The 24,295-nt window shown below is 56.8% G+C and carries 20 protein-coding genes; 11 read left to right on the top strand and 9 right to left on the bottom strand.

The features are described 5' to 3' along the window. Positions 1-10 precede the first annotated feature (10 nt). The 4 genes from PYW49_RS21245 to PYW49_RS21230 all read right to left on the bottom strand — a co-directional run bounded on the left by PYW49_RS21245 (position 11) and on the right by PYW49_RS21230 (position 2,983). Positions 11-268, bottom strand: coding sequence for a phosphopantetheine-binding protein (locus PYW49_RS21245; RefSeq protein ID WP_010436544.1), 258 nt, complete (start codon positions 266-268; stop codon positions 11-13). Then, positions 249-1,064, bottom strand: a complete 816-nt coding sequence (locus PYW49_RS21240; RefSeq protein WP_134348140.1) for a lysophospholipid acyltransferase family protein — start codon at positions 1,062-1,064, stop codon at positions 249-251. Before PYW49_RS21240 ends, PYW49_RS21245 begins: the two co-directional genes overlap by 20 nt. Continuing rightward, on the bottom strand, positions 1,064-1,783 hold the full coding sequence (locus PYW49_RS21235) for a beta-ketoacyl synthase chain length factor (protein WP_320387430.1): 720 nt from the start codon (positions 1,781-1,783) through the stop codon (positions 1,064-1,066). The genes PYW49_RS21240 and PYW49_RS21235 overlap by 1 nt, the downstream gene beginning before the upstream one ends. 150 nt (positions 1,784-1,933) lie before the next feature. Next, positions 1,934-2,983: an AI-2E family transporter gene (locus PYW49_RS21230; protein WP_134348138.1), complete on the bottom strand. Its 1,050-nt coding sequence runs from the start codon at positions 2,981-2,983 to the stop codon at positions 1,934-1,936. Between the two features lie 145 nt (positions 2,984-3,128). On the opposite strand from PYW49_RS21230, the gene PYW49_RS21225 reads away from it, so the two are divergent. Continuing rightward, the gene (locus PYW49_RS21225; RefSeq protein WP_320387429.1) at positions 3,129-4,346 is read left to right on the top strand and encodes an MFS transporter; all 1,218 of its coding nucleotides are present in this window, start codon (positions 3,129-3,131) and stop codon (positions 4,344-4,346) included. 4 nt (positions 4,347-4,350) lie between these two features. On the opposite strand, the gene PYW49_RS21220 is transcribed toward PYW49_RS21225, so the two are convergent. Together PYW49_RS21220 and PYW49_RS21215 are read right to left on the bottom strand one after the other, a co-directional pair. Beyond that, positions 4,351-4,908 (bottom strand): DcrB family lipoprotein, encoded by a 558-nt coding sequence (locus PYW49_RS21220; RefSeq protein WP_047345722.1) that lies wholly within the window; start codon positions 4,906-4,908, stop codon positions 4,351-4,353. A gap of 72 nt (positions 4,909-4,980) precedes the next feature. Beyond that, entirely contained in the window at positions 4,981-5,646 is a 666-nt protein-coding gene (locus PYW49_RS21215) for a 7-cyano-7-deazaguanine/7-aminomethyl-7-deazaguanine transporter (RefSeq protein ID WP_134348136.1), read from the bottom strand. Positions 5,647-5,813: 167 nt separating this feature from the next. Between PYW49_RS21215 and tusA the strand changes: the two genes are divergently transcribed. Continuing rightward, the gene (gene tusA / locus PYW49_RS21210) at positions 5,814-6,056 is read left to right on the top strand and encodes a sulfurtransferase TusA (RefSeq protein ID WP_008503071.1); all 243 of its coding nucleotides are present in this window, start codon (positions 5,814-5,816) and stop codon (positions 6,054-6,056) included. 90 nt (positions 6,057-6,146) lie between these two features. Here tusA and yhgN read toward each other — a convergent pair whose 3' ends face one another. Further along, complete coding sequence (gene yhgN / locus PYW49_RS21205; protein ID WP_003861574.1) at positions 6,147-6,740, bottom strand: NAAT family transporter YhgN; 594 nt, start codon at positions 6,738-6,740, stop codon at positions 6,147-6,149. Between the two features lie 177 nt (positions 6,741-6,917). Here yhgN and asd point away from each other — a divergent pair, with 177 nt between their 5' ends. The 6 genes from asd (at position 6,918) to glgP (ending at position 17,619) form a co-directional block, all read left to right on the top strand. Further along, complete coding sequence (gene asd / locus PYW49_RS21200; RefSeq protein WP_033146834.1) at positions 6,918-8,021, top strand: aspartate-semialdehyde dehydrogenase; 1,104 nt, start codon at positions 6,918-6,920, stop codon at positions 8,019-8,021. A 229-nt stretch (positions 8,022-8,250) separates the two neighbouring features. Next, positions 8,251-10,437, top strand: coding sequence for a 1,4-alpha-glucan branching enzyme (glgB, locus tag PYW49_RS21195; protein WP_134348135.1), 2,187 nt, complete (start codon positions 8,251-8,253; stop codon positions 10,435-10,437). Beyond that, complete coding sequence (glgX, locus tag PYW49_RS21190; protein ID WP_134348134.1) at positions 10,434-12,407, top strand: glycogen debranching protein GlgX; 1,974 nt, start codon at positions 10,434-10,436, stop codon at positions 12,405-12,407. The genes glgB and glgX overlap by 4 nt, the downstream gene beginning before the upstream one ends. Positions 12,408-12,424: 17 nt before the next feature. After that, positions 12,425-13,720 carry a glucose-1-phosphate adenylyltransferase gene (gene glgC, locus PYW49_RS21185; RefSeq protein WP_320387428.1) on the top strand — a complete coding sequence of 432 codons (1,296 nt, stop codon included), beginning with the start codon at positions 12,425-12,427 and terminating at the stop codon, positions 13,718-13,720. Beyond that, positions 13,720-15,153 carry a glycogen synthase GlgA gene (gene glgA, locus PYW49_RS21180; RefSeq protein ID WP_134348214.1) on the top strand — a complete coding sequence of 478 codons (1,434 nt, stop codon included), beginning with the start codon at positions 13,720-13,722 and terminating at the stop codon, positions 15,151-15,153. The genes glgC and glgA overlap by 1 nt, the downstream gene beginning before the upstream one ends. 18 nt (positions 15,154-15,171) lie before the next feature. Continuing rightward, positions 15,172-17,619 (top strand): glycogen phosphorylase, encoded by a 2,448-nt coding sequence (glgP, locus tag PYW49_RS21175; protein ID WP_320387427.1) that lies wholly within the window; start codon positions 15,172-15,174, stop codon positions 17,617-17,619. An 89-nt stretch (positions 17,620-17,708) separates the two neighbouring features. On the opposite strand, the gene glpD is transcribed toward glgP, so the two are convergent. Continuing rightward, positions 17,709-19,217, bottom strand: a complete 1,509-nt coding sequence (glpD, locus tag PYW49_RS21170) for a glycerol-3-phosphate dehydrogenase (RefSeq protein WP_134348131.1) — start codon at positions 19,215-19,217, stop codon at positions 17,709-17,711. A gap of 284 nt (positions 19,218-19,501) precedes the next feature. On the opposite strand from glpD, the gene glpE reads away from it, so the two are divergent. From glpE to PYW49_RS21155, 3 genes are read left to right on the top strand one after another with little or no spacing between them, the layout of a single operon-like run. After that, positions 19,502-19,834: a thiosulfate sulfurtransferase GlpE gene (gene glpE / locus PYW49_RS21165; RefSeq protein ID WP_006177908.1), complete on the top strand. Its 333-nt coding sequence runs from the start codon at positions 19,502-19,504 to the stop codon at positions 19,832-19,834. Between the two features lie 47 nt (positions 19,835-19,881). Beyond that, on the top strand, positions 19,882-20,712 hold the full coding sequence (gene glpG / locus PYW49_RS21160) for a rhomboid family intramembrane serine protease GlpG (RefSeq protein WP_134348129.1): 831 nt from the start codon (positions 19,882-19,884) through the stop codon (positions 20,710-20,712). A gap of 16 nt (positions 20,713-20,728) precedes the next feature. Beyond that, positions 20,729-21,487: a DeoR/GlpR family transcriptional regulator gene (locus tag PYW49_RS21155; RefSeq protein WP_017384141.1), complete on the top strand. Its 759-nt coding sequence runs from the start codon at positions 20,729-20,731 to the stop codon at positions 21,485-21,487. 62 nt (positions 21,488-21,549) lie between these two features. Here the strand turns inward: PYW49_RS21155 and malT are convergent, their stop codons facing one another. Then, a complete protein-coding gene (gene malT, locus PYW49_RS21150) occupies positions 21,550-24,255 on the bottom strand; it encodes an HTH-type transcriptional regulator MalT (RefSeq protein ID WP_320387426.1) in 2,706 nt (901 codons plus the stop codon). Between the last annotated feature and the right edge of the window lie 40 nt (positions 24,256-24,295).

The following is a 24,295-nucleotide window of genomic DNA, read 5'->3' as shown; positions in this document are numbered from 1 at the left end:
CGGGTCATTCTCAGGCGCGTTGTTGATGGATAAAAGCGGCGAGCGTGGCAACGGAATAGAAGTGCTGACGCATCTCGTCGCTTTCGGCAGAAAGCACTACGCCGTACTGATTTTTCACAGCCAGCCCCAGCTCCAGGGCATCAATGGAGTCCAGACCCAGTCCGTCGCCAAACAGCGGAGCGTCGGTATCGATATCCTCTGGGGTAAGTTCTTCCAGATTCAGCGTAGAGATAATGAGATTCTTAATTTCAAGATAGAGCGCTTGCATCTTTTATTCCTGACAAAGATTGAAGACCGGATATTAATTGCTGCTGCATATGCCGGTTTAACTGCCTTGCCGCCAGCGCAGGTTCATGCTGGCTTGCATCGTAAAAATCATGAATGTTGATGCGTTCGCGTACATCCACGGTAAAAACAGGTTTTTTGGGCGGCACATTGTACCAGCGACTCTGTTTATCCAGCATGCGTTCGCTACAGTGGATCACCACCACGCGCAGGGATCGGTTGCAACGAACGGCGATATTCGCCGCCCCCCGTTGCAGGGTGATGGCTTCACCTGCGCGGGTACGAGTGCCTTCCGGAAAGATAAGCAGGGTATCCCCTTGCGCCAGACGCTGCTGGCTGGCACGAAGCAGCGTTTCTGCTTCGCTGTTGATCAGGTAGTCGGCTGCACGGATCACGCCGCTGACGAAGGGGTTACGCAGCAACGCGCTTTTCACCAGACAGTCGGTTTCGTTCATGACCGAAGCGAGAATCACATAGTCCAGCAGCGAAGGATGGTTCGCTATCACCAGGCAGCCGCGCTCGGCGCGCAGTACGTCCAGGTTGGTGAAACGGTAATCCAGCACGCCGGTTCCGCGAACGACCGCCAGAAACAGCCGAAAACTGGCTGAAATACTGCGTCGCGCCAGTCGGCGGCGTTTCGCGCGATCGCGCTGGAAAACCAGCAGCAGGTTAAACCAGACCAGCGACAGCAGCAGCCCGCCGAGGCCAAACAGCGCGAAGCAGAATCCGGTCATCAGCATGCGCCATAACCGATTGATACGGGACAGGAACCGGCTCATTAGCGTGTCCACTGCCACTGCAAACGCTCGCCTGCAAGGGTAAATTGCTGCGCGTCGCTCAGATAATGTCGCAGGAACTGAAGGCTTTGCGGCAACGCTGGCTCTTCACCTGCGCTTGCGCTCCGGGTTTCACAGCAGAGCGTGTCTCCGGCTTCAATCACCAGCGCAAGGGCGTAAGGCCAGACAGGCATCTGCGGCGGAAGTCCGGTTTGATAAAACTCAGGTAGTTCGCCGTCAAAATCTACCAGCAAAATGCGGGAGTAGCCCGCATGGAGCAAACTCAACACTTCGCACAAACTTTGCTGGAAAGTGTCTATACCGGCAGAAACCGAGGATGAAACAATTGGCTGACCCGCGGTAATCGTGAGGTTGCCGACCGCGGCATTGTGGACGGACATCGCAAAATCGGTGGGAGAGACGGGTTGCTCCGTCGCCAGCGCTTGCAGAATACGATAGTTGCGTTCAAGTTCGCCATGGCGACTGCTGTAGACCACGGCATCAATACGATGTTTGCGAAGCATCGCAAGACCGATATCGACGGCCAGCTTACTGCCAGAATTGAGACGGCGGGCTGTCATCATCGGCAGGTCAGTCAGTTTTGCAAGCGGCGCGGCGGGATCGATGGCTTCAGACTGGCGCGACCATGCCTGCCATGCATCGGCATCGCTGAGTCCTGGCGCTCTTGCCTGCCAGTCGATAATAGAGAGTGTGAATTTCATCTAAGCGCGTCCGCGATAAACCTGTTTCTGTGATGTTTTCTTCGCAAGCGCGATGTTGCAGCGTACATCGTACAGTGTTGTCGCAGGCTTGCGAATAACGTTACTCCTAAAAATTTCCCTTAGAGTAATGCTCCGTTCGACCCCAGATGCTTAACCCGGAAGCCGGCTTTTTGGTCGCCCTGGCCCAAGCAGAATGGCCAGCTTGCTGCCGCCTTTGGTGGTCTCCATCCAGATCTTACACACGCTGGTCAGGGGGACTGAGAGCAGCATCCCGACCGGGCCCAGCAGCCATCCCCAAACCAGTAAGGATAAAAACACCACCAGCGTCGACATACCCAGCCGGTGCCCCATCATGCGCGGCTCAAGAATATTGCCCAGCACCATGTGCACCACGAGGAACAGCGCGCCGACTAACATGCATTCGTAGAAACTATTAAACAAAAATGCCTGAATCATCGGCGGTACGGCAGAGAGCACCGCGCCAATGTTGGGCACGTAGTTCAGCAGAAAGGCCAGTACGCCCCACATCAGCGCGAACTGCACGTCCATCAGCATCAGCCCCAGCCAGACAATGACCCCGGTCCATACGCTCAGGAGCGTTTTCAGCGCCAGATATTTGGAAACGCCCTTCAATGCACGGTGTAAGCCGGCAATGTGAATTTGTGGATTATTCAGAGCAAAGCGCAGCTTATAGGGAACGTGGCGGACTTCGAACAGCATAAACACTACCGTCATCACCAGCAGCAGAATGCTGGCCATCGCACCGGATAGCCCCGTCATCAAGGTGGTGGCGTAGGTCATGACTTTCTCTGAATCCATCCGGCGCAACATCCGTTCGGGTGAGATATGCAGATTAAGGGAAGGCACCATCTCCTGCAGCGCCACGATCTTCCGCGTGAGCTCTTTGTTGTACTGCGGCAGCATCGTGGAAAACTCGCTCAGCGAGGCCGCCAGCACGCCGAAAAGCGCGGTCAGGGCAATCAGCATCACGATGACCACGATGGTGATGGCTACCGGGCGGCTGACGCCCCGGCGTAAAAACCAGGTGACCAGGGGATTAAGCACAATGGCAAAAAAGAGCGCCAGCAGGAGCTGAACAATAATGTCGGCGGCAGCATGGATACCCGCAAGGATAACCACCAGACAGGCGAGTTTTAATAAGATGTGGAGTCCTGCTTTGTCGGACGGATTAGGAGTCATGCGCGTTCCTTAATGTGATGACCCGGTAAGTGTAGTGCCCGGGCTTCGCTTCGTCTGGATCCGTTAATCTGAAAGTCGGTGCTGATTTTCTTATTGCGCCGTGGTAATAGTGAAACACTGTTGTAAAAAATCCAGGTAGAACCCCATGCCCGAACCTGCCGCTGAACCGGCACTGAACGGACTGCGCCTTAATCTGCGCATCGTTTCCGTCGTTATTTTCAACTTTGCCAGCTATCTGACCATCGGCCTGCCGCTGGCAGTCTTGCCGGGCTATGTCCATGACGTCATGGGTTACAGTGCCTTCTGGGCGGGGCTGGTGATTAGCCTGCAGTATTTCGCCACGCTCCTCAGCCGCCCGCATGCCGGGCGCTACGCGGACGCGTTCGGTCCAAAAAGTATCGTGGTTGTCGGGTTGTGCGGCTGTTTCCTGAGCGGCCTGAGCTACCTGCTGGCTGCCTCAGCCAGCCACTGGCCGCTGGTCAGCCTGGCGCTGCTCTGCCTGGGCCGCGTCATCCTGGGTATCGGGCAAAGTCTGGCGGGAACCGGTTCGACGCTGTGGGGCGTAGGGGTAGTCGGCGCGCCGCACATTGGCCGGGTGATCTCCTGGAACGGTATTGTTACTTACGGCGCGATGGCGCTCGGTGCGCCGCTCGGCGTGGCCTGTTATGCGTTTGGCGGCCTGTATGGACTGGCCATCACCATTATGGCGGTCGCGCTTCTGGCGATCCTCTTTGCGCTGCCGCGCCCGAAGGTGAAGGCCAGCAAGGGCAAGCCGCTGCCGTTTCGGGCTGTGCTGGGGCGCGTCTGGCCGTACGGTATGGCGCTGGCGCTGGCGACCACCGGCTTCGGAGTCATCGCGACCTTCATTACCCTGTTCTATGACGCCAAAGGCTGGGACGGCGCAGCCTTTGCGCTAACCCTTTTCAGCTGTGCGTTTGTGGGCGCGCGTTTACTTTTCCCTAACGGTATTAACCGTCTGGGTGGGCTGAATGTGGCGATGATCTGCTTTAGTGTCGAGATTGTCGGGCTGCTGTTGACCGGAATAGCCATGGTGCCCTGGGTTGCGAAAGTGGGTGTGTTCCTCGCGGGGGCGGGCTTTTCACTGGTCTTCCCGGCACTGGGCGTGGTGGCGGTAAAAGCCGTGCCGCAGCAGAACCAGGGGGCGGCGCTGGCGACCTATACGGTCTTCATGGATATGTCTTTAGGCATTACCGGCCCGCTGGCGGGGCTGGTGATGGCCTGGGCAGGGGTTCCGGTTATCTATCTTGCCGCGGCGGGCCTGGTGGTTATCGCCCTAATGCTGACATGGCGGCTAAAAAAATGGCCTCCGGTGCAGGCACCGGAGGCCACGTCATCATCGTGAAGTCTTACTGGATCACGATGGTGTTAATGATGTTTTCAGCTGCCGTCTGCGCTTTCTGCTGGTTTTCCGCAGGCAGGGTGATCTGCAGGGTCAGCAGTTTGTTATCAACCTTGCCCAGCACCACGGAAGAGTAGGCGGTCTGGCCCTTTGCAGAGATGATGCTGTCCAGCTGCTGCAGCGTGTGGCCTTTCAGCTCGATGGATTTATTGGTGACTACCTGCAGCTGCGGATCGCGGCCGCGCTGCTGATCTTCCAGACGTTTGGACAGTACGGCCAGGTCTTCGCTGGTGTCGTCGCCCACAATCACAATGACCGCTTTCTGCCCGGTTGCGTCGGAGTAAACGTGCATATTGTTCGCCTGGGTGCCCAGCTTGCCGCTCTGGTCAGTCATATCGGCTGGCAGAGAGAAACTGAGTTTGCCATCCATCAGATTCACCGGCTGGCCGGTCGCGTTGCTCTCTGCGGATGCGCCCTGAGCAGGCGTTTTCGTGTCGCTGTTATCACAGGCTGCAAGACCCACAACCAGCAGGCCAATCCCGACATATTTAACCAGATTGCGCATTGACTTCTTCCTTTCGATAAACGGCCATAACGGCTCATTCGTTCATCTTATCACAACTGATAAAGCGAACCCTTAACCAGCATGTAATGCCGTGATTTCAGATTTATCTGCCAGCCTTTTCAGCAGCATATTCAGCATTACGCCGTACATGGGCAGGAAGAAAACAATGCTGATGAGCACCTTGAAGCAGTAGTCCACCAGTGCGATTTCCATCCAGTGTTCGGCCATGAAGGCATCCGGGCTGCGCCAGAAGGCGATGAAAAAGAAGGCCAGCGTATCGCTCACGTTACCGAACAGCGTCGAGGCAGTGGGTGCCATCCACCAGCGATGATTCTGACGCAGGCGGTTAAACACATGCACGTCGAGGATCTGCCCCAGCGCGTAGGCCATAAAGCTCGCCGCGGCGATACGGGCAACAAACAGGTTGAAGTGGGTTAACGCCTCAAAGCCCTGCCAGCTTCCCATATAAAACAGAGAGGAAACCACGTACGAGATGAACAGCGCCGGAAGCATGACCGCAAAAATAATGCGGCGGGCCAGCGGTGCACCAAAGATACGTACGGTTAAATCCGTGGCGAGGAAAATAAACGGAAAACTGAACGCGCCCCAGGTGGTGTGAAAACCAAAAATGGAGATGGGGAGCTGCACCAGATAGTTACTGGAGGTAATCACCAGCAGGTGAAAAAGGGAAAGCCAGAACAACGCCTTTACGCGCTGCGATTCAGAAAACTGCGTCATATTGTGACCTTTTTATACGTTGGGGTGAGGGAACCCAATAAAAACCGCAGCATGATACTGCTTTGGCAGGACATTGCAATGGTTAGTTTTTACGCAATCGTTAACCTGGTTTGCATTGACTGCAACGGGGCGTAAACTACAGCCGTTTTTACCTGACCGAGAAGATCATGACCGACCTGTTTTCCAGCCCAGACCACACCCTTGATGCCCAGGGCCTTCGCTGCCCGGAACCGGTAATGATGGTACGTAAAACCGTGCGCAACATGCAGACCGGTGAAACGCTGCTGATCATCGCCGACGACCCGGCCACCACGCGCGATATTCCCGGTTTTTGTACTTTTATGGAGCATGAGCTGGTGGCACAGCAGACTGAAGCGCTGCCGTACCGGTATTTGATTCGTAAGGGTTAAGTTTTGTAGGCCGGGTAAGGCAAAGCCGCCACCCGGCAAAAATACGGCCTCTGCGGCCTGATGCCCTCTCCCACGGGGAGAGGGAGAAAGTCATCCTTTCATCCACGCCCGGATCCCGTCCAGGAACATCTGCGTCGCCATCATCACCAGAATCAGCCCCATCAGACGTTCCAGCGCGTTCACCCCTTTCTCTCCCAGCAGGCGCAGGAACAGAGACGACTGCAGCAGGATAATAAATGTCCCACCCCAGGCGATCAGCAGGGCAATCACCAGATGGCTCATCTGATTCGGATACTGATGTGACAGCAGCATCAGCGTGGCCAGAATGGTCGGCCCGGCGACGAGGGGAATCGCCAGCGGCACAATAAACGGCTCTTCACCCGCAGGCAGGCCGCTGCTGCTGCCTTCCGCGCTCGGGAAAATCATCTTAATGGCGATCAGGAACAGAATAATCCCGCCGGAAATCGAAACGGTTTCGGCGCGCAGGTTCAGGAACGCGAGAATTTTTTCACCCGCAAACAGGAAGATGAACATCACCAGCAGGGCGATAAGCAGCTCGCGGATCATGATCGCCCGGCGGCGCTTTGGCTCGGTGTGCTTCAGCACCGACATGAAGATCGGCAGGTTTCCCAGCGGATCCATTATCAGGATCAATAAAACCGCGGCGGAAATGATTTCACTCATGTAAATTATCCCTGAAACTCTCTATGGTTATTATGATGATTAGCTCTTTTTCTGATTGCCGGGCAATCATCGATTAATTTCGCTTGCGACTTTGGCAGCATTTTGTAATGTGAAGCATATCCCAGTTCAATACTGGCTTGCACAAACAGCACACACCCTCTGCAGGAAAAAAATGCTATGAAAAACGTTGGTTTCATCGGCTGGCGCGGTATGGTCGGCTCTGTACTCATGCAACGCATGGTTGAAGAGCGCGATTTCGACGCTATCCGCCCGGTCTTCTTCTCCACTTCCCAGCTCGGCCAGGCTGCACCGTCCTTTGGTGGTACCACAGGCACGTTGCAGGATGCTTACGATCTGGAAGCGCTGAAGGCACTCGACATTATTGTCACGTGCCAGGGCGGCGATTATACCAACGAAATCTATCCAAAGCTGCGTGAAAGCGGCTGGCAGGGCTACTGGATTGACGCGGCCTCTTCGCTGCGTATGAAAGACGATGCCATCATTATTCTCGACCCGGTTAACCAGGGCGTGATCACCGATGGCCTGAACAACGGCGTGAAAACCTTTGTCGGCGGTAACTGTACCGTCAGCCTGATGCTGATGTCCCTCGGCGGCCTGTTCGCGCAGGACCTGGTGGAGTGGGTCTCCGTGGCGACCTACCAGGCGGCGTCCGGCGGCGGCGCGCGTCATATGCGTGAGCTGCTGACCCAGATGGGCCAGCTGCACCAGAGCGTCGCGACCGAGCTGGCAAACCCGGCGTCCGCGATTCTGGATATCGAGCGTAAAGTCACCCAACTGACCCGCAGCGGCGAACTGCCGGTGGATAACTTCGGCGTACCGCTGGCCGGTGGCCTGATCCCGTGGATCGACAAACAGCTGGATAACGGCCAGACCCGCGAAGAGTGGAAGGGCCAGGCTGAGACCAACAAAATTCTCGCGACCGCGAACACCATTCCGGTTGACGGTCTGTGCGTGCGCATCGGCGCGCTGCGCTGCCACAGCCAGGCCTTCACCATTAAACTGAAAAAAGATGTGTCTATTCCGACCGTGGAAGAGCTGCTGGCCGCGCACAACCCGTGGGCGAAAGTGGTGCCAAACGATCGTGATATCACCATGCGTGAACTGACCCCTGCGGCCGTTACCGGCACGCTGACCACGCCGGTTGGCCGCCTGCGTAAGCTGAACATGGGGCCGGAGTATCTCTCCGCGTTCACCGTCGGTGACCAGCTCTTATGGGGCGCCGCCGAGCCGTTGCGCCGCATGCTGCGCCAGCTAGCGTAATAATTTGTTAACTACAGGGGGGTGATTTTCACCCCCTTTTTTTGCGTACTACATGGAGTAAAACGCATATGTCTTATTTTTATCAGGAGTCGTGTAGAGCGTTGGCTATGCTTTAAGGAAGAGTCATTTCTTACCTGAGGTTAGGACGGGCGACAGGATACCCGTTCAGGTCACATTAAAGTCGTCCCAGGCGCTAAAAAAGGACGACATAAAAAACAGGATGAATACCATGTCCGATCGTGTGGATAGAGACGTGATTAATGCGCTTATTGCGGGTCATTTTGCCGACCCCTTTTCCGTGCTTGGGATGCATCATACTGAGGCTGGTCTGGAAGTTCGGGCATTGTTACCGGATGCCACCGAAGTGTGGGTCATTGAACCCAAAACCGGCCGCAAGGTGGGTAATCTTGAATGCCTTGATTCGCGTGGCTTCTTCTCGGGCGTAATGCCCCGTCGTAAAAACCCCTTTCGTTACCAGCTCGCCGTCATCTGGCACGGTCAGCAAAACCTGATTGACGATCCCTATAGTTTTGGCCCGCTCTTAAAAGAGATGGACGCCTGGCTGCTGTCTGAAGGGACTCATCTGCGACCTTATGAAACGCTGGGTGCCCATGCGGACACGATGGACGGTATCACCGGCACGCGGTTTGCCGTGTGGGCGCCAAATGCCCAGCGTGTCTCCGTTGTCGGACAGTTCAACTACTGGGACGGGCGCCGTCACCCGATGCGTCTGCGCCGCGAAACCGGCATCTGGGAGCTGTTTATCCCCGGGGCGCACCACGGGCAGCTCTATAAATTCGAGATGATCGACGCCCACGGCAAGCTGCGCATTAAAGCCGATCCGTATGCCTTCGAAGCGCAGATGCGTCCTGAAACCGCGTCGCTGATTTGTGGCCTGCCGGAGAAAGTCGTTCAGACGGAGGAGCGCAAACAGGCCAACCGCTTTGATGCGCCGATCTCCGTTTATGAGGTACATCTCGGCTCCTGGCGCCGCCACACCGATAACAATTTCTGGCTCAGCTATCGGGAGCTTGCCGACCAGCTGGTGCCGTATGCCAAATGGATGGGCTTTACTCATCTTGAGCTGCTGCCGGTCAATGAACACCCGTTCGACGGCAGCTGGGGCTATCAGCCCACCGGGCTGTATGCGCCAACGCGCCGCTTCGGCACGCGAGATGACTTCCGCTATTTCATTGATGCCGCACACGCCGCCGGGCTGAACGTGATCCTCGACTGGGTGCCGGGTCATTTTCCGTCGGATGATTTTGCGCTGGCAGAGTTTGATGGCACGAACCTGTACGAGCACAGCGACCCGCGCGAAGGTTATCACCAGGACTGGAATACGCTGATCTATAACTACGGTCGCCGTGAAGTCGCGAACTATCTGGTCGGGAACGCGCTGTACTGGATAGAGCGCTTCGGCATTGATGCCCTGCGCGTTGATGCGGTGGCGTCGATGATTTACCGCGACTACAGCCGCAAAGAGGGTGAGTGGATCCCGAACGAATTTGGCGGCCGTGAAAATCTGGAAGCGATTGAATTCCTGCGCAATACCAACCGCATTATCGGCGAGCAGGTAGACGGTGCCGTGACAATGGCGGAAGAGTCGACCGACTTTGCGGGTGTCTCCCGTCCACCGTCATTAGGCGGCCTGGGGTTCTGGTATAAGTGGAACCTGGGCTGGATGCACGACACGCTCGACTATATGAAACTCGATCCGGTTCACCGCAAGTACCATCACGATAAGCTGACGTTCGGGATGCTCTACAACTACACCGAAAACTTCATGCTGCCGCTCTCGCACGATGAAGTGGTGCACGGCAAGAAATCCATTCTCGACCGCATGCCTGGCGATGCATGGCAGAAGTTTGCCAACCTGCGCGCCTACTACGGCTGGATGTTTGCCTTCCCGGGCAAAAAACTGCTGTTTATGGGCAATGAGTTCGCCCAGGGGCGCGAGTGGAACCACGACGCCAGCCTCGACTGGCATCTGCTGGAAGGGGGCGATAACTGGCACCACGGCGTGCAGCGCCTGGTCCGGGATCTGAACCTGACCTATCGCCATCACAAAGCGCTGCACGAGCTGGACTTCGATCCGTACGGTTTTGAGTGGCTGGTGGTGGATGACCATGAGCGTTCGGTGTTTGTCTTTGTGCGTCGTGACAAAGCGGGTAACGAGATTATCGTCGCCAGCAACTTCACGCCAGTACCGCGCCAGCACTATCGCTTTGGCATTAATCAGCCGGGTAAATGGCGCGAAATCCTGAATACCGATTCCATGCATTACCACGGCAGCAATGCCGGTAACGGTGGTCTGGTACAAAGTGATGCCATCGAAAGCCACGGGAGGCCAAACTCCCTGAGCCTGACGCTGCCGCCGCTTAGCACTATCTGGCTGGTGCGGGAGGGAGAATGACGCAGCTTACGGCAGGTAAACCCGAACCGCTCGGGGCGAGTTTTGACGGAAAGGGGGTGAACTTCACCCTCTTTTCCGCTCACGCTGAGCGGGTAGAGCTGTGCGTGTTTGATGGTGAAGGTAACGAACACCGTTACGATTTACCGGCGCGCACGGGGGATACCTGGCACGGTTACCTGGCCGGAGGGCGGCCAGGAATGCACTACGGCTTTCGCGTACAGGGGCCGTGGGACCCCGCGCAGGGTCACTGGTTTAACCCTGCCAGGCTGTTGATTGACCCGTGCGCGCACCGCGTGGACGGTGAATTTAAGGACGACCCGCTATTCCACGTGGGCTACGGCGAGCCCGACCACCGCGACAGCGCGCCCGTCGTGCCAAAAAGCGTGGTGGTGAACGATCTCTACGACTGGGAAGACGATGCCCCACCGCGCACGCCCTGGGGCAATACCGTCATTTATGAAGCTCACGTCAAAGGGCTGACGTACCTGCACCCGTCGATCCCCAAAGAGATGCGCGGCACCTACAAGGCGCTCGGGCATCCGACGATGATTGCCTACCTGAAACACCTCGGTATCACTGCCCTGGAACTGTTGCCCATCGCCCATTTTGCCAGTGAACCTCGTCTGCAGCGGCTGGGGCTGAGCAACTACTGGGGCTACAACCCGCTGGCCATGTTCGCGCTCGAACCCCGCTATGCCGTCCATCCGGAAAAGGCGCGGGACGAGTTTCGCGATGCGGTGAAGGCGCTCCATGCGGCGGGTATTGAGGTCATTCTGGACGTGGTGCTGAACCACAGTGCGGAAAGCGATCTCGACGGCCCGACGCTCTCCATGCGCGGAATTGATAACCGTAGCTATTATTGGATCAGGCAGGATGGCGATTACGAGAACTGGACCGGCTGCGGTAACACGCTCAATCTCAGCCATCCTGCGGTCACGCATTTTGCTTATGAATGCCTGAAATACTGGGTAGAAACGTTCCACGTCGACGGTTTTCGTTTCGACCTGGCACCCGTGATGGGGCGCACGCCAGCGTTTAGCCAGCAGGCGCCGCTGTTTGAGGCGATAAAAAACTGTCCGGTGCTCTCGCAGGTGAAGCTCATCGCGGAGCCGTGGGATATCGGTGAAGGCGGTTATCAGGTCGGGAATTTCCCGCCCCTGTTTGCCGAGTGGAACGATCACTACCGCGATGCCGTGCGTCGCTTCTGGCTGGAACGCAATCTGTCGCTGGGGGAATTTGCCGGACGCTTTGCCGCGTCCAGCGATCTCTTTAAGCGTGACGGTAAACGCCCGTCGGCCACCGTCAATCTGTTAACGGCGCATGACGGTTTTACGCTCAGGGACTGCGTTTGTTTCAATCAGAAACACAATGAGGCAAACGGCGAGGAGAATCGCGATGGCACTAACAATAACCATAGCTTCAATCATGGTATAGAAGGGTTAGGCGGAAGCCTTGACGTTATCGAGCGGCGACGCGCCAGCGTTCATGCGCTGCTGACAACGCTTTTATTGTCGCAGGGCACGCCGATGCTGCTGGCGGGCGACGAGCATGGTCACAGCCAGCACGGTAATAACAATGCGTATTGCCAGGACAACACCTTAACCTGGCTCGACTGGGGAGAAGCGAACAGCGGTTTGATCCACTTCACCGCGGCGCTGATCCATCTTCGCCAGCACATTCCCGCGCTGACTGCCGACAGCTGGTGGGAAGAGGGTGACGGAAACGTTCGCTGGCTGAATCAAGACGCGCAACCACTAAGCGCGCAAGAGTGGCAACACGGCGTACCCCGCCTGCAAATCCTGCTTTCGGATAGATGGCTGGTCACGCTGAACGCGACGGATGACGTCGCAGAGATTGTTTTACCTGAAGGGGAATGGCGCGCCGTTCCTCCCTTTGCCGGAGCGGATAATCCGGTAGTAATGGCTGTCTGGCACGGGCCTGCGCACGGAGTGTGCGTATTCCAAAGATGATAAAAAAGGAGTTAGTCATGGTTAGATTAGAGAAGAACGATCCCTTAATGTTGGCTCGCCAGCTACCATTAAAAACGGTTGCCCTGATACTTGCGGGTGGGCGTGGTACCCGTCTGAAAGATTTGACCATCAAGCGCGCCAAACCGGCTGTTCACTTTGGTGGTAAGTTCCGTATTATCGACTTTGCCCTCTCCAACTGCCTGAATTCAGGTATTCGCCGCATTGGCGTCATTACGCAATATCAGTCGCACACGCTGGTGCAGCACATCCAGCGCGGCTGGTCATTCTTCAGCGAAGAGATGAACGAATTTGTCGATCTCCTTCCTGCGCAGCAGCGCGTTCACGGCGAGAACTGGTACCGCGGGACGGCGGATGCGGTAACGCAGAACCTCGACATCATTCGTCGCTACAGCGCGGAATACATTGTGATCCTCGCCGGGGACCACATTTACAAGCAAGACTACTCCCACATGCTCATCGACCACGTCGAAAAAGGGGCGCGTTGCACCGTGGCGTGTCTGCCGGTGCCCGTTGCTGAAGCGACGGCGTTTGGCGTCATGCACGTGGATGCAGACGACAAAATTATCGACTTCGTTGAAAAACCGGCGAACCCGCCAACTATGCCGGGAGATGACACCAAATCGCTCGCCAGCATGGGGATCTATATCTTTGATGCTGATTATCTTTATGAGTTGCTGGAAGACGACGACAAAGACGAAAACTCCAGCCACGACTTCGGCAAGGACATCATCCCGAAAATCACCAAAGCTGGCATGGCGTATGCACATCCTTTCCCGCTGTCCTGCGTGCAGTCAGACCCGAATGCGGAACCTTACTGGCGCGATGTGGGAACGCTGGAAGCGTACTGGAAAGCGAACCTCGACCTGGCCTCCGTCACGCCTGAACTGGACATGTACGACCAGAACTGGCCGATTCGTACCCACATGGAATCGCTTCCGCCGGCTAAATTCGTCCAGGACCGCTCCGGCAGCCACGGTATGACGCTGAACTCGCTGGTGTCCGGCGGGTGCATCATTTCAGGCTCGGTGGTGGTGCAGTCGGTGCTGTTCCCCCGCGTGCGGATAAATTCATTCTGTAATATCGATTCGGCAGTCTTACTGCCGGATGTCTGGGTAGGGCGTTCGTGTCGTCTGCGTCGTTGCGTTATCGACCGTGCCTGCGTCATTCCTGAAGGGATGGTCATTGGCGAAAACGCGGAAGAAGACGCACGTCGTTTCTACCGTTCGGAAGAGGGGATCGTGTTAGTCACACGGGAAATGTTGCGGAAGCTGCAGATCAAACAGGAGCGATGATGCAGGTTTTACACGTATGTTCTGAGATGTTCCCGTTGTTAAAAACGGGCGGTCTGGCAGATGTTCTTGGTGCATTACCGGCAGCGCAAATCGCCGGAGGAGTGGATACCCGAGTCCTGCTGCCCGCCTTCCCGGATATCCGGCGTGGTATTCCCGATGCAAAAGTCGTGACGCGTCGTGAGACCTTCGCCGGACGCATTACCCTGCTGTTTGGACATTACAATGGCGTAGGGATTTACCTGATCGACGCGCCGCACTTATACGACCGGCCGGGCAGCCCGTATCACGATACGAACCTGTTCGCCTATACCGACAACGTGCTGCGCTTTGCGCTGCTTGGCTGGGTTGGTGCAGAAATGGCGACGGGGCTGGATCCGTTCTGGCGCCCGGATGTGGTGCACGCGCACGACTGGCACGCCGGGCTTGCGCCGGCGTATCTTGCCGCGCGCGGCCACCCTGCCAAATCGATCTTTACCGTGCATAACCTGGCATATCAGGGGATGTACTATGCCCATCACATGAGTGAAATCGATCTGCCATTATCGTTCTATAACATGCATGGGCTGGAGTTTAACGGGCAGATCTCATTCCTGAAAGCCGGACTCTACTACGCCGATCATATTACCGCCGTAAGCCCAACCTACGCCCGCGAAATTACCCAGCCTGAGTTTGGCTACGGTATGGAAGGGTTGCTGCAACAGCGCCATCGTGAAGGACGCCTGTCGGGTATTTTGAACGGTGTAGATGAACAGATCTGGAGCCCGGAAACCGATCTCCTGCTGGCGGCGCGCTATGGTCGCGATTCCGTGGAAGACAAAGCGGAAAACAAACGCCAGCTGCAGATTGCAATGGGCCTGAAGGTTAACGACAAAGTGCCGCTGTTTGCGGTAGTGAGCCGCCTGACCAGCCAGAAAGGGCTGGATCTGGTGCTGGAGGCGCTGCCCGGTTTACTGGAACAGGGCGGACAATTGGCCCTGCTCGGCGCGGGCGACCCGGTGCTGCAGGAAGGTTTCCTTGCCGCTGCGGCGGAGCATCCGGGGCAGGTGGGCGTGCAGATTGGTTACCACGAGGCATTTTCGCACCGCATTATGGGCGGCGCAGACGTCATCCTGGTGCCAAGCCGTTTCGAACCCTGCGGTCTGACGCAGCTTTACGGCCTGAAATACGGCACCCTGCCGCTGGTACGCCGCACGGGCGGGCTGGCGGATACCGTATCCGATAGCTCTCTGGAAAACCTGGCGGACGGTATCGCCAGCGGGTTTGTCTTTGAAGACAGTAATGCCTGGTCGCTGCTTCGGGCGATTCGGCGTGCTTTCGTCTTGTGGTCCCGTCCATCGCTGTGGCGTTACGTACAACGTCAGGCGATGTCCATGGACTTTAGCTGGCATGTCGCGGCGCAGTCGTACCGCGATCTCTATCAACGCTTGATGTAACGAGGCGAAGTTACTGATATGAATGCTCCATTTAGCTACTCTTCACCCACGCTCAGCGTTGAGGCGTTAAAGCACTCCATTGCCTACAAGCTGATGTTCACCATCGGGAAAGATCCGGTTATTGCCAACAAGCACGAGTGGCTGAACGCCACCCTGTTTGCGGTGCGCGACCGTTTAGTTGAACGCTGGCTGCGCTCAAACCGCGCCCAGCTCTCGCAGGAAACGCGTCAGGTTTATTACCTGTCGATGGAATTTTTGATTGGCCGCACGCTGTCCAATGCGATGTTGTCGCTCGGTATTTATGACGACGTCAAAACCGCACTGGAAGAGATGGGGTTAGATTTAGAAGAACTGATCGACGAAGAGAACGACCCGGGCCTCGGCAACGGTGGTCTGGGGCGTCTTGCCGCCTGCTTCCTCGACTCGCTGGCGACGCTGGCGCTGCCGGGCCGCGGCTACGGTATTCGCTACGACTACGGCATGTTCAAACAGAACATTGTCGACGGGCGTCAGAAAGAGTCCCCGGATTACTGGCTGGAGTACGGCAACCCGTGGGAGTTCAAACGTCACAACACGCGTTACAAGGTGCGCTTTGGCGGACGTATCCAGCAGGAAGGCAAAAAATCCCGCTGGGTAGAAACCGAAGAGATCCTGGCCGTGGCCTACGACCAGATTATTCCCGGCTACGACACCGATGCCACCAACACGCTGCGTCTGTGGAGCGCTCAGGCCAGTAGCGAAATTAACCTCGGTAAATTTAACCAGGGTGACTACTTTGCGGCGGTGGAAGATAAAAACCACTCCGAGAACGTGTCCCGCGTGCTGTACCCGGATGACTCGACCTATTCCGGTCGCGAGCTGCGCCTGCGTCAGGAGTATTTCCTCGTCTCCTCGACGATTCAGGATATCCTCAGCCGCCACCATCAGCTGCACAAAACCTACGCCAACCTGGCGGAGAAAACGGCGATCCACCTTAACGACACTCACCCGGTGCTCTCTATTCCAGAGCTGATGCGCCTGCTCATCGACGAGCATAAGTTCAGCTGGGATGACGCATTTGAAGTGACCTGCCAGGTGTTCTCGTATACCAACCACACGCTGATGAGTGAAGCGCTGGAAACGTGGCCGGTGGATATGCTCGGCAAAATCCTGCCGCGCCATCTGCAGATTATCTTTGAGATCAACGACTACTTCCTTAAGACCCTGCAGGAGCAGTACCCGAACGATACCGGTCTGCTGAGCCGCGCTTCCATCATTGATGAGTCGAACGGTCGCCGCGTGCGCATGGCCTGGCTGGCGGTGGTGATCAGCCACAAGGTGAACGGGGTGTCTGAGCTCCATTCGAACCTGATGGTGCAGTCGCTGTTTGCGGACTTCGCGAAGATCTTCCCGACGCGGTTCTGCAACGTGACCAACGGCGTCACGCCGCGTCGCTGGCTGGCGTTGGCCAACCAGCCCCTGTCTGAGGTGCTGGACGAGAATATCGGCCGCACCTGGCGGACCGATTTGAGCCAGTTGAGAGAACTTGAACAACATATTGATTTCCCGACGGTGAATAAAGCCGTGCGGGAAGCCAAGCTGCTGAACAAAAAGCGTCTGGCAGTCTGGCTGGCGATGCACCTCAATGTGGTGGCAAACCCGAAAGCGCTGTTTGATGTTCAGATCAAACGTATTCACGAGTACAAGCGTCAGCTGATGAACGTGCTGCACGTGATCACCCATTACAACCGCATCAAGGCCGATCCAACGGCGGAGTGGGTACCGCGCGTGAAGATCTTTGCCGGTAAGGCTGCCTCCGCCTACTACATGGCGAAGCACATCATTCATCTCATCAACGACGTGGCTAAGGTGGTCAACCAGGACCCGGACATTGGCGACAAGCTGAAGGTGGTGTTCATTCCGAACTACAGCGTAAGCCTGGCGCAGCTGATCATCCCGGCGGCGGATCTTTCCGAGCAGATTTCCACGGCAGGTACGGAAGCGTCCGGCACCAGTAACATGAAGTTTGCCCTTAACGGTGCCCTGACCATTGGTACCCTGGACGGGGCGAATGTCGAGATGCTGGAACATGTGGGGGAAGAAAATATCTTTATCTTCGGTAACACGACAGAAGAGGTGGAGGCGCTGCGCAGGAAAGGCTACTCGCCGCGTAAATATTACGAAGAGGATGAAGAGTTACGTCAGGTGCTGACGCAGATCGCGACCGGCGTGTTTAGCCCTGAAGAACCGAGTCGCTATCGCGATCTGGTGGATTCGCTGATTAACTTTGGCGATCACTACCAGGTGCTGGCGGATTATCGCAGCTACGTGGACTGTCAGGATAAGGTGGACGAACTTTACCGTCAGCAGGAGAAGTGGACCAGTGCCGCGATGTATAACATCGCTAATATGGGATATTTCTCGTCTGACAGGACCATCAAAGAGTATGCCGAGACGATATGGCATATTGATCCGGTAAGGTTGTAAAAACAAAGCCGGGTGGCGGCTACGCCTTACCCGGCCTGGTCGATCCCATAGGCCCGGTAAGCGGTAGCGCCACCGGGCTTTTTTTCACGTCAAGACGCTAACGACAACTCACGCTTCCCCGCATTCTGCAGCAACCACTGCGCCACGCGAGACTGCTGTTCGGCGTTGAGCCACATCCCTTCTTTGGTACGACGCCAGATAGCATCATCCAGGCGGCGAACCCATTCGTGTTCGACCAGATAACGCAGCTCGGCTTCGTACAGCTCGTGGCCGAAATGTTCACCCAGATCCGCAATCTCTTTCGCGTCGCCCAGGAACAGCTCGGTATTGCTGCCGTAGGTACGGGCATAGTGGCGCGCCATCCCTTCGGTGATGAACGGGAAACGACGACGCAGCTTCGCGGCGTAATCATCGCGGTTGTCGCCGATATCTCCGCCGGGCAGTACCGCGCCTTTCGTCCATGCCGGGCCAATGCCTTTGTAGTAAGGCGCCAGTTTTTCCAGCGCGTGCTCGGCCAGCTTACGGTAGGTGGTGAGCTTGCCGCCAAATACCGACAGCAGCGGCGCCTGGCCGTCTACGTCATGAATATCAAGCGTGTAATCACGGGTGATGGCCTGCGGTGAATCCGATTCGTCGTCGCACAGCGGACGCACGCCGGAGTAGGTCCAGACCACGTCATCGCGCCCCAGCTGTTTCTTAAAGTGCGCGTTGTACACTTTGAGCAGGTAGTTAACTTCGCTCTCGTCGATCTCGACGTTTTTCGGATCGCCTTTGTACTCCACGTCGGTGGTGCCGATGATCGAGAATTCGTCCATCCACGGGATCACGAACACAATACGTTTGTCTTCGTTTTGCAGAATGTAGGCCTGTTTCTGCGTATGCACGCGCGGCACCACAATATGGCTGCCTTTGATCAGGCGAATGCCGTACGGCGAAGGCAGATGCATGCCGTCGTCAAAGAACTGTTTCACCCACGGACCGGTGGCGTTCACCAGGCCGCGCGCTTTCCAGCTGAATTTCTCGCCGGTATCGATATCTTCCGCTTCGACAATCCACAGGCCGTTTTCACGACGGGCAGCGGTCGCGCGGGTGCGGGTTTTTACCTCGCCACCTTTCTTCTCGACCATCTGCGCATTCGCCAGCACCAGACGCGCATCGTCCACCCAGCAGTCGGAATATTCGAAACCGCGCACGATTTCAGGCTTAAGGACCGATTCTGAGCCAAAACGCAAACCGGTCGAGCCCGGCAGGCTGGTGCGTTTACCCAGATGATCGTACATAAACAGACCGATTCGGATCATCCACGCCGGACGCAGATGCGGGCGATGGGGCAGGCGGAAGCGCATCGGAATAGCCAGATGCGGCGCCATTTTCAACAGCACTTCACGTTCGGCCAGTGCTTCACTGACCAGGCGGAATTCGTAGTGTTCCAGGTAGCGCAGGCCACCGTGAATCAGTTTGGAGCTGGCGGACGACGTCGCACAGGCGAGATCGTTAGCTTCCAGCATCAGTACGGATAAACCGCGTCCTGCGGCATCGACCGCAATACCGGCACCGTTGATGCCACCGCCTATCACAATCAGATCTTTGGTTTCCATAACACCCTCATGCACTTTCGTTAAAGCTCAGAAATGTTCGATATCGCTCATAATAGCAAAGGGACGCGCTTTTGGTAACATCAAAAAAACAATTTAGAGTGATATGGATAACATAATGGCGTTTACCCGCCGCCAGGACGTACACTACGGGGTAAAATAGTGCGGTCTGATGCCCTCACCCCAGCCCTCTCCCACGGGGAGAGGGGGATCCGTTTCCCTCTCCCTCAGGGAGAGGGTAGGGTGAGGGGAAAACGCACCACACCCGAATATAAGATGAGAACACCATGGATCAGTTTGAATGTATTAACGTAGAAGAAGCCCACCAGAAGATGCACCAGGGAAAAGCGGTGCTGGTGGACATCCGCGATCCGCAGAGTTTTGCGATGGGCCACACGCCAGGCGCGTTCCATCTCACCAACGACACGCTGGGCGCGTTTATGCGCGATAACGACTTCGAGACGCCAGTGATGGTCATGTGCTACCACGGCAACAGCAGCAAAGGTGCAGCACAGTATCTGCTTCAGCAGGGTTACGACGCGGTGTACAGCGTCGACGGCGGTTTCGATGCCTGGCATCGTCATTTCCCGGCAGAAGTGGAATACGCTTTTGAGCGCTGATCCCGCTATACTGTCCCCTTTTGTGTGGAAATAAGCGACCGCTGCCCATGTTGATGATCACCTCTTTTACCAACCCGCGCGTTGCCCAGGCGTTTGTCGACTATATGGCGACGCAGGGCGTTATCCTGACCATCCAGCAACATCATCAGACCGACGTCTGGCTGGCCGACGAGAGCCAGGCCGGGCGGGTAAACCAGGAGCTAGCGCGTTTTCTTGAGAACCCCGGCGACCCTCGCTATCTGGCGGCAAGCTGGCAGTCCGGCCAGACGGACACCGGGCTGCACTACAGCCGTTTTCCTTTCCTTGCCACCATCCGCGAACGCGCAGGCCCGTTTACGCTGCTGCTAATGGCCGCCTGCATCATCGTCTTCATTATCATGAACGTGGTGGGCGACCAGAGCGTGATGATTGCCCTGGCGTGGCCGTATGACCCGTCTCTAGAGTTTGACGTCTGGCGCTACTTTACCCACGCGCTGATGCACTTCTCGGTGATGCATATCCTCTTTAACCTGCTGTGGTGGTGGTATCTCGGCGGTGCCGTTGAGAAGCGTCTGGGGAGCGGCAAGCTGATCGTTATCACCATTATTAGCGCCCTGCTGAGCGGCTACGTGCAGCACAAATTTAGCGGCCCGTGGTTTGGCGGGTTGTCCGGTGTCGTGTATGCCCTGATGGGCTATGTCTGGCTTCGCGGGGAACGCGACCCGGAAAGCGGCATCTATCTGCAGCGCGGATTAATAACCTTTGCGTTAATATGGCTAATTGCCGGATGGTTTGATCTGTTTGGTATGTCTATCGCCAATGGTGCACACGTCACCGGGCTGGCCATCGGGCTGGCGATGGCCTTTGCCGACACGCTCCATGCGCGAAAACGAACATAATTCTCAGGGATAATTGATGAAACAAACACAACGCCATGACGCCATTATCGAACTGGTCAAAAAACAGGGATACGTCAGCACCGAAGAGCTGGTGGAGCAGTTTGCCGTCAGTCCACAAACCATCCGTCGTGACCTGAACGACCTGGCCGATCAAAACCGCATTCTGCGCCACCACGGCGGCGCGGCCCTGCCGTCCAGTTCGGTCAACACCTCCTGGCATGACCGTAAAGCCACGCAGACGGCAGAGAAAGAGCGCATTGCCCGCAAGGTTGCCAGTCAGATCCCAAACGGGGCGACGCTGTTTATTGATATCGGCACCACGCCGGAAGCGGTCGCCCATGCGCTGCTGAATCACGAGAACCTGCGCGTGGTCACCAACAACCTGAACGTGGCCAACACCCTGATGCAGAAAGACGATTTTCGCATCATCCTCGCGGGCGGCGAACTGCGCAGCCGCGACGGCGGGATTATCGGCGAAGCGACCCTCGATTTTATCTCTCAGTTCCGCCTCGACTTTGGCATTCTGGGGATCAGCGGCATCGACAGCGACGGCTCGCTACTGGAGTTTGATTACCACGAGGTGCGCACCAAGCGCGCGATTATTGAAAACTCGCGCCACGTGATGCTGGTCGTGGATCACTCGAAATTTGGCCGTAACGCGATGGTCAATATGGGCAGCATCAGCATGGTGGATGCGGTATATACCGACGTGATGCCGCCGGCGGGCGTGATGCAGGTAATTAAGGATAATAATTTGCAGTTAGAGTTGTGTTGAGACGCCTTTCTCCCTCTCCCTGTGGGAGAGGGCCGGGGTGAGGGCATCAGGCCGCACAAAACCTAAACGCCATACCCCATCATCTTCAACAGCTGCTGTGCATGCTGCACCGCATCCTGACGATGCGCCACGCCCAGCTTCTGATACAGGTTGCGGATATGCGTTTTGATGGTGGTCGCCGCCACCGCCAGCTCGCCGGCAATCTGCTCATTGCTATAGCCTGAATAGATCAGCCCCAGAACCTGCCACTCGCGCTGGGTGAGCGGGCTGGTGCGGATAAGTTCTGGCACTTCCGGATGGTTCAGCAGACGTTCAACGAAGTTCTCATCGAAATGCGCAAACTTGTGGCGATGGTGCTGGTTAATCTCGCGCAGAATGCGCTGGGCGCGATGCTGATCCAGCTCCGGCAGCGTATTGAGCTGAATGAGCTGACGCAGCTGCTGGGCCATCACTTCACCTTCAATCACAAAGTGGCTGATAAATCCGGTGCGGTTAGCCAGCTGTAGCGCTTCCAGCAGCACGCGCTGCGCGTCGTTTTTACGGCCCGCCTGCCAGTAGAGCTGGTTAAGCAGCAGCAGGTTGCGGTTCAGGTCGCTCATCAGGCGCAGGCTGCGCGCGTTCTCGTTCAGCTCTTCCAGCACAATCTCTGCGGGTTCTAAATCACCGAGCAGGATCTGCGCGCGGGCAATGTTGCGCCACTGGCTCTGCAGGAAGTGGTTGTTGGCAAATTCCGGCTTTGGCGTCTGACGCAGCCAGTTGGCGGCGGATTTTTTGTCGCCGGTCATCTGCCAGTAAATCACCCGGACCTTATCGGCGTTCGATACCCAGTCGCTATGATACTGACCGTTGCCGAGCAGGTTTTCCAGGCGGTTAAGATGGTTGCGGGCGTTATCGAGATCGCCGCGCGCCAGCGAGCACTGCACCAGCAGCGCCAGACACTGCAGCTGCTGTTGCGGCTGGAAACCGGAGAGGACGTTCACACCCTGACGGGCGCAGCTTTCGGCTTCATCCAGACGCGACCAGGCCCACAGTAGCTGAGCGCGAATACGCAACAGGAACTCGTGCATCGGCAGCTGTTCAAGATGCTGTTCACGAATCAGCTGGAACGCTTTTTCCTGGTTTTCCCAGGCGGCCTGCAGGAAGCCCTGAGCGAACAAAATTTCGCTTTGCTGGATCAGGCTCCACAGCGCGTAGTGCCAGACATCATGGCGACGCGCCATCTGTTCGGTTTGTTGCATCAGCGACAGGGAGCGCGTTAGCTCGCCTTTGCAGTGCAGTACTTCGCCGTGTACCGACGTGGCAACGATCCGGCTGTAGAAGTTGGCCAGCGGCAGTTCATCCAGTGCGACCATCGCCAGGCGTTCAGCCTCGTCCGGGTCGCCGTCGTTAATCGCCACCTGAGCCCGCAGGGCGTTGAATTCACCGTGCAGGGGCGTATCCATGTTGCTTTCCATCTCCTGCTCCGCGCGGGCCAGCAGAGTGTTCACTTCGCTGTAGCGATGCTGGCTCTGCATGAGCCAGGCCTGAAGCAGGACCAGGCGCGGGTTCTCCAGCAGGCTTTCCCACGGCAGCGCTTTGAGAGACTCTTCAAGCAGCGTCAGCTCGCTGTGGTTAAACAGGCCCCAGGCATGGTTGAGGAGGATATCGCGCAGCATGCTGGCGTCACCGGCGGCCAGCGCGTGGTGAATGGCTTCGCTTGGGAAGCCCTGTGCCATCCAGCTTTCGGCGGCAGCGCGGTGAATTCCCGGCAGTTCAACCGCCAGTTCCCACTGACAGCGCTGGCGCAGGAAGCTGCCAAACAGCGGGTGATAGCTAAACCACTCGCCGGGGTCGTCCATGCGCGTCAGGAAGAGGCCCTGACGTTCAATCTCTTCGAGCTGTAGCTGACCGTTTTCACACCCCGTCACGCGCACGATCAGCGCATCGTTCATGGAACGCAGTAGCGAGCTTTTCAGCAGGAAATTACGGGTCGACGGATCGACGCTGTCCAGCACCTCATCCACCAGGTAATCCGAAAGGTGGCTGGCGTTGATGCCGGCCAGGCGGCGCGCAGACTGATGTGCCGGGCTGTTATTTTGCCGGGCAGAGAGGGCGATGAGCTGCAGCGCCGTGGCCCAGCCGGCGACGTCATCGCACAGACGGCTGCTTTCGGCGGCCTCTATCGGCGATGTCAGGCGGCAGTCAAAGAACTGCTTCGCTTCCTGGTGGGTAAAAGCCAGCTGCTGGCTGCCCACTTCAAGAAGCTGGTCGCGCACGCGCAGGTTGGCAATACCCAGCTGCGGCAGGTTGCGGGACAGCACCACTAAAGTCAGGTTTTCCGGCTGATGGCGCAGGAAGAAACGCATCGATTCATGAATAACCGGGTTAGTGATGAGATGGTAATCATCAATCACCACGTAAAGCGGGCGATGCCATTCGGCCAGTTCAATAAACAGCTGAGAGAAAAGGGAGGACAGGCTGGCGTACTGGCGCTTTTGCACCATCACCTCACTGGCGACGCAGTGTCCATTGGTTGCCTGCTGAATAGCGGCAATCAGATAGCTGGCAAAGCGCTCCTGCTGGTTATCGCCCTCATCAAGAGAGTACCAGCCAAGATCGCTCTTACCTGCGGCCCATTGCGAAATGAGCGTTGTTTTTCCATAACCTGCAGGGCTCGTAACCAGCGCCAGTCGGAAATTATGCGCGCCGGAAAGTTTAGCCAACAGACGCTCGCGGACCACGGTATGGTCAAGGCGAACCGGGCGACTTAATTTTGACGGAATCAACATAGGTTTCACTTCACTGTGGGGAACGAGAGATTTTATTTTT

The organism is Enterobacter chinensis (genome assembly GCF_034008295.1).
GTDB classification, from domain to species: Bacteria; Pseudomonadota; Gammaproteobacteria; order Enterobacterales; family Enterobacteriaceae; genus Enterobacter; species Enterobacter chinensis.
This window is presented reverse-complemented; position numbering and strand designations above follow the sequence as displayed.